Annotated in this window: 3 rRNA genes; all 3 read left to right on the plus strand. The window is 54.5% G+C overall.

The annotated features are described in order from the left end of the window. Positions 1-317 precede the first annotated feature (317 nt). The 3 genes from CGSMWGV1500E_RS01055 (at position 318) to rrf (ending at position 5,585) form a co-directional block, all read left to right on the plus strand. Positions 318-1,844: ribosomal RNA gene (locus tag CGSMWGV1500E_RS01055) — 16S ribosomal RNA — on the plus strand. Between the two features lie 383 nt (positions 1,845-2,227). Continuing rightward, positions 2,228-5,288, plus strand: a 23S ribosomal RNA gene (locus tag CGSMWGV1500E_RS0106160). A gap of 180 nt (positions 5,289-5,468) precedes the next feature. Beyond that, a 5S ribosomal RNA gene (rrf, locus tag CGSMWGV1500E_RS01050) occupies positions 5,469-5,585 on the plus strand. The 16S, 23S and 5S rRNA genes sit together here, the layout of an rRNA operon. The last annotated feature ends 25 nt before the right edge of the window (positions 5,586-5,610 follow it).

The raw sequence follows: 5,610 nt of genomic DNA on the forward strand, positions 1-5,610 counted from the left end.
TTTTTGTGGCTGATTTGTGGGGTGGGTTTGCGTTTTGGTTGGGTTTGGTGTAAGTTTATCTCTTGCTGCTCAGCGCGGCTGGTTCTTCTCTTTGGGGTTGATTGAGCCGGCTGGTGTGGTGGTGGTTTGAGAACTCAAGAGCGTGTCTGTACTACTTATTAGTTAATTATTGCCAGTTCATTGCCTGCCTCACAGATTGTGGGGTGCCTGAGAGATGGTTAAATGGTGGTGAGGTTTTGTGGGATGTTCTTTCCTTAAAGAATGTCTCGTCTTTTTCTTATTTTTTGGAGCCTTTTGTTGGCTCTTCATTGAATTTTTTCGTGGAGGGTTCGATTCTGGCTCAGGATGAACGCTGGCGGCGTGCTTAACACATGCAAGTCGAACGGGATCTGACCAGCTTGCTGGTTGGTGAGAGTGGCGAACGGGTGAGTAATGCGTGACCAACCTGCCCCATGCTCCAGAATAGCTCTTGGAAACGGGTGGTAATGCTGGATGCTCCAACTTGACGCATGTCTTGTTGGGAAAGTGTTTAGTGGCATGGGATGGGGTCGCGTCCTATCAGCTTGTAGGCGGGGTAATGGCCCACCTAGGCTTCGACGGGTAGCCGGCCTGAGAGGGCGGACGGCCACATTGGGACTGAGATACGGCCCAGACTCCTACGGGAGGCAGCAGTGGGGAATATTGCGCAATGGGGGAAACCCTGACGCAGCGACGCCGCGTGCGGGATGAAGGCCTTCGGGTTGTAAACCGCTTTTGATTGGGAGCAAGCCTTCGGGTGAGTGTACCTTTCGAATAAGCGCCGGCTAACTACGTGCCAGCAGCCGCGGTAATACGTAGGGCGCAAGCGTTATCCGGAATTATTGGGCGTAAAGAGCTTGTAGGCGGTTCGTCGCGTCTGGTGTGAAAGCCCATCGCTTAACGGTGGGTCTGCGCCGGGTACGGGCGGGCTAGAGTGCAGTAGGGGAGACTGGAATTCCCGGTGTAACGGTGGAATGTGTAGATATCGGGAAGAACACCAATGGCGAAGGCAGGTCTCTGGGCTGTTACTGACGCTGAGAAGCGAAAGCGTGGGGAGCGAACAGGATTAGATACCCTGGTAGTCCACGCCGTAAACGGTGGACGCTGGATGTGGGGCCCATTCCACGGGTTCCGTGTCGGAGCTAACGCGTTAAGCGTCCCGCCTGGGGAGTACGGCCGCAAGGCTAAAACTCAAAGAAATTGACGGGGGCCCGCACAAGCGGCGGAGCATGCGGATTAATTCGATGCAACGCGAAGAACCTTACCTGGGCTTGACATGTGCCTGACAGCTGCAGAGATGTGGTTTCCCTTCGGGGCAGGTTCACAGGTGGTGCATGGTCGTCGTCAGCTCGTGTCGTGAGATGTTGGGTTAAGTCCCGCAACGAGCGCAACCCTCGCCCTGTGTTGCCAGCGGGTTATGCCGGGAACTCACGGGGGACCGCCGGGGTTAACTCGGAGGAAGGTGGGGATGACGTCAGATCATCATGCCCCTTACGTCCAGGGCTTCACGCATGCTACAATGGCCGGTACAACGGGATGCGACATGGTGACATGGAGCGGATCCCTTAAAACCGGTCTCAGTTCGGATCGTAGTCTGCAACTCGACTACGTGAAGGCGGAGTCGCTAGTAATCGCGAATCAGCAACGTCGCGGTGAATGCGTTCCCGGGCCTTGTACACACCGCCCGTCAAGTCATGAAAGTGGGCAGCACCCGAAGCCGGTGGCCTAACCCTTTTGGGATGGAGCCGTCTAAGGTGAGGCTCGTGATTGGGACTAAGTCGTAACAAGGTAGCCGTACCGGAAGGTGCGGCTGGATCACCTCCTTTCTACGGAGTTTTTGTGCACGCTCGGATTGAGTGTGGTTACTGGTGTGGAAAACAATAGTTAACGTTTTTATGTGAGTTTGTTGGGCATGCTTTTGGGTTCCCGGATTGCCACCCCCCTTTGTTTTGGGGTTGCGGTCCTTTGCGATCCTTGGATTTCAGGTTGATGCTTTCTGCGTTTGGCTTGGGTTCTTGGTGTTGTGGTGGTTTGAGAACTGGATAGTGGACGCGAGTGATTATGTGAGATTCTTTTTAGGGTTTCATGTTTTTGCTTTTACTGATTTTCGACCGGCTCCATTTTGGTGGAGTCGTCTTGATCGTTTTGTGATCGTTTAGTGTGATGATTTGTTGTCTAGAGAATTTTGCTGTTAGGTTTCTTACTGGTGTGTGTCACTGGTAAGGGCGTATGGTGGATGCCTTGGTAGACAGGACCGATGAAGGACGTGACGGGCTGCGATATGCCTCGGGGAGCTGCCGAGTGGGCTTTGATCCGAGGATTTCCGAATGGGGAGACCCGGCCACTGTTATGGGTGGTCACCACAGTTTTTGTGGGGGGTACGCAGGGAAGTGAAACATCTCAGTACCTGCAGGAAAGGATACTCCGTGAGTAGTGGCGAGCGAAAGCGGATCAGGCTAAACCGGGTGCGTGTGATAACCGTCAGGTGTTGCGCATTCGGGGTCGTGGGATTGGTTGTTCAGCCTCTGACGGGGTTGAGAAGAGTGATAAAATGTCGTGCTAGGTGAATGGGATTGAATTCCCAGCCGTAGAGGGTGATGGCCCCGTAGCTTGTCGTGCGATGTCTCTTTATGCTTATTCCCAAGTAGCGCGGGCCTCGTGGAATCCCGCGTGAATCTGCCCAGACCGTTGGGTAAGCCTAAGTATTCCTGTCTGACCGATAGTGTACTAGTACCGTGAGGGAAAGGTGAAAAGCACCCCGGGAGGGGAGTGAAATAGTTCCTGAAACCGTGCGCTTACAATCCGTCGGAGCCTTCTTGTGGGGTGACGGCGTGCCTATCGAAAAATGAGTCTGCGAGTCAGTGGTATGTGGCGAGGCTAACCCGGGTGGGGGAGCCGTAGCGAAAGCGAGTTTTAAAAGGCGTTTTAGTCGCATGTCCTGGACCCGAAGCGGGATGATCTAGCCCTGAGCAGGTTGAAGCGCGGGTAAGACCGTGTGGAGGACCGAACCCACCTAGGTTGAAAACTGGGGGGATGACTTGGGGTTAGGGGTGAAAGGCCAATCAAATTCCGTGATAGCTGGTTCTCTCCGAAATGCATTTAGGTGCAGCGTCGTGTTATTGCTTACAGGGGGTAGAGCTACTGGATGCTTGCGGGCCCATACCGGGTACCAATAGCAGCCAAACTCCGAATACCTGTTAGGTTTATCACGGCAGTGAGTCGGCGGGGGATAAGCTCCGTCGTCAAAAGGGAAACAGCCCTGATCGTCGTCTAAGGTCCCGAAGCGCGTGCTAAGTGGGAAAGGATGTGGAGTCGCATAGACAGCCAGGAGGTTGGCTCAGAAGCAGCCATCCTTGAAAGAGTGCGTAACAGCTCACTGGTCTAGTGGTTCCGCGCCGACAATGTAGCGGGGCTTAAGCACGCCACCGAAGACGCGGCTGCATGATTTATTTCATGCGGGGTAGGAGAGCGTCCTGTAAGGGGTGAAGCGGCCGTGTGAACGTGTCGTGGACTTTACAGGAGTGAGAATGCAGACATGAGTAGCGAGAGACGGGTGTGAATCCCGTCCGCTGGATGACTAAGGGTTCCGGGGCCACGTTCGTCGTCCCCGGGTGAGTCGAGTCCTAAGGCGAGGCCGACAGGCGTAGTCGAATGGATGAACGGGTTGATATTCCCGTACCGGTGTTACACCGTTCGAACTGAATCTGAGAGTACTAACCTTCATTTATAGGCTGGCTTCCTTTCGGGGTTGTTGGCTTGTTTGTGTTGGGAGCGTATCGGTAGTAGGTTAGCGTGGGAGTGACGCGGGTAGGTAGCCGGCTGCGGAGGTGGTTTTCCGTGGCTAAGCGTGTGGGCTGTCCTCTAGGTAAATCCGGGGGATGTTAAAGCTGAGGCGTGATGGGTAGGCTGTAAGGCTGATTCCGGTGATCCTGCTTGCCAAGAAAAGCTTCAACGTGAGGTGTGATTCCGCTCGTACCCTAAACCGACACTGGTGGTCTGGTAGAGTATACCGAAGCGATCGGGCGAATCCTGGCCAAGGAACTCGGCAAATTACTCCCGTGCCTTCGGCATAAGGGAGACCCCTGATGGTGATATGGTCTTGCACTGTTGAGCTGTTGGGGGTGGCACAAGCTAGGGGGTAGCGACTGTTTACCAAAAACACAGGAGCGTGCGAAGGCGTAAGCCGCTGTATACGCTCTGACGCCTGCCCGGTGCCGGAAGGTTAAGAGGATCCGTTAACTTCGGTGAAGCGGTGAATTTAAGCCCCGGTAAACGGCGGTGGTAACTATAACCATCCTAAGGTAGCGAAATTCCTTGTCGGGTAAGTTCCGACCTGCACGAATGGCGTAACGACTTCCCCACTGTCTCGGCCAGGAGCCCGGCGAAATTGCAGTACGAGTAAAGATGCTCGTTAAGCGCAGAAGGACGAAAAGACCCCGGGACCTTTACTATACCTTGGTATTGTCGTTAGGTGTGGATCGTGTAGCATAGGCGGGAGGCTGTGAAGCGTGGGCGCTAGCTTGCGTGGAGTCGACAGGTGAAATACCGCTCTTTCCATATCTGGCGTCTAACCTCAGCACGTTATCCGTGTTAGGGACAGTGCCTGGCGGGTAGTTTAACTGGGGCGGTTGCCTCCTAAAGAGTAACGGAGGCGCTCAATGGTCCGCTCAGCCCGGTTGGCAATCGGGTGTTGAGTGTAATCGCACAAGCGGGCTTGACTGTGAGACTGACGGGTCGAGCAGGGACGAAAGTCGGAGATAGTGATCCGGTGCCGGCGTACGGACGTGGCATCGCTCAACGGATAAAAGGTACCCCGGGGATAACAGGCTGATCATTCCCAAGAGTCCATATCGACGGGATGGTTTGGCACCTCGATGTCGGCTCGTCGCATCCTGGGGCTGGAGCAGGTCCCAAGGGTTCGGCTGTTCGCCGATTAAAGCGGCACGCGAGCTGGGTTCAGAACGTCGTGAGACAGTTTGGTCTCTATCCTCTGCGCTCGTTGGAATGTTGAGGAGACCTGCCCATAGTACGAGAGGACCTGGGTGGACGAACCTCTGGTATGCCGGTCGTCACGCCAGTGGCGCTGCCGGTTAGCTACGTTCGGAAGGGATAACCGCTGAAAGCATCTAAGCGGGAAGCCTGCTCCAAGATAAGCATTCCTTGCACTTTAGTGTGTGAGCCCCCATGTAGAACACGTGGTTGATAGGCTGGACGTGGAAGCCCTGTAAGGGGTGGAGCTGACCAGTACTAACGGGCGATGGTGACATTCTTCCCTTCTGCTTTTTTGGGAGGGGCTAGTTTGAAACTTGAGTATTATTTTCTAGCATCATGGAGTATTAAACGATTCGCTTAACGATTGGTTAGTAAAAGCTTTTTACTACTCGCGTTCATGTCCGGTTCCCAAACCGCCACGTTTCCACTCACGGGTTTGTGAGTGTATAATATAGTTTTGCGGTGGTCATGGCTCAGGTGAGACGCCCGGTCCCATTCCGAACCCGGAAGCTAAGGCCTGACACGGCGAGGGTACTGCACTCGATAGGGTGTGGGAGACTAGCACGCTGCCGCATTAATCTTCTAGCGGGGAACTTGATT

This window comes from Gardnerella vaginalis 1500E (assembly GCF_000263595.1).
GTDB classification, from domain to species: domain Bacteria; phylum Actinomycetota; class Actinomycetes; order Actinomycetales; family Bifidobacteriaceae; genus Bifidobacterium; species Bifidobacterium vaginale_E.